The 1108-nt window shown below is 46.0% G+C and carries 1 protein-coding gene; it reads right to left on the bottom strand.

Annotated features, from left to right (window positions below):
• On the bottom strand, window positions 1-1108 hold a 1108-nt coding region (locus ACOEN1_RS13450; protein ID WP_422487402.1), incomplete at both ends, for a hypothetical protein.

Below are 1108 nucleotides of genomic sequence, written 5' to 3' on the forward strand. Positions count from 1 at the left end.
CTGCAATAGCTGCAATAAGTCCAGTAACCACATCCAGAATTTGAGGAAGGATGATAGCAATCTGTTCAACCGTCTGCTTTGCACCTTCTTTTAACTGCTCGGCGGCACCCTCTTGGCCAGTGATAAGGCCCGTCAAACCATCTAAAATCATGGTAAAACCAGGAAGGAGCTGGGATGTGATGTTGTTTTTCACCCCAGCAAAGGAGCGGGTGAGGTTATCCATGGCGTCTGTGTAGTTCACCGCAGCGTCTACAGACTCATCGCTCATAACCAGACCCAGTTCACTGGCTTTGTTCTTAAGGGCATCGGTGCTTTCAGCGGTCTGGTTTAAAAGTGCCCCCAGTTCAACTGAAGCACTCCCAAGCAGGTCATTGGCAATGGCCGCTTTTTCACCTTCATCAGAGATCCCTTGAAGACCTTTAATGGTCATTTCAAAGACTTCTTCACGGGTTTTTCCCTGTAGATCTGACATGGAAATACCTAGTCGCTGAAACTTCTCCGTGGCTGAAGAACTCCCATTGATGGCATCATCCACGGTGTTATTGAGTTTTTTCATTCCATTATCTAATGAAGAGATACTTGCTCCATTTTGGGAAAGAACATAGTCCCACTCTTGATAGCCTTTTCTGGAGAGACCAATTCTCTGGCTGGCCTTATCGATTTCATCCCCTGCAGCCGCAGCATCATTAGCCATATCAAAGAGCTTTTTACCTGCAGTGACAGCTGCAGCCCCAATGGCAGCCATGGCAACACCAATGCCTGCTGCTACACCCTTCAAAACAGAGCCTAGCTTTTCAAACTTACCACCGGCATCATCGGTTACCTTTGCAGAGTCTTTTATTTCATCCCCAAACTTGTCCGCTTCTTTACCAGCATCATCAAACCCGTCACTGGCTGCATCAAGAGCCTTGTTGTTGTCATCCAGCTCTTTTTCCATTTTATTTAGATCTGCATTTGCATTGTTTAGCTGAATCTGCCAGGCTTTTGTTCTTTTGTCATTCTCCCCAAAGGACTCCGCAGCATTTTTCAGCGCAGCTTCAAGGGTGGATACTTTGTTTTTCTGAGCGTCGATCTCTTTATTTAAGACTTCATTTCTTGCTGTAATAGC

The sequence above is a fragment of the Gudongella sp. DL1XJH-153 genome (genome assembly GCF_049310905.1).
Classification (GTDB): Bacteria; Bacillota; Clostridia; order Tissierellales; family Tissierellaceae; genus Gudongella.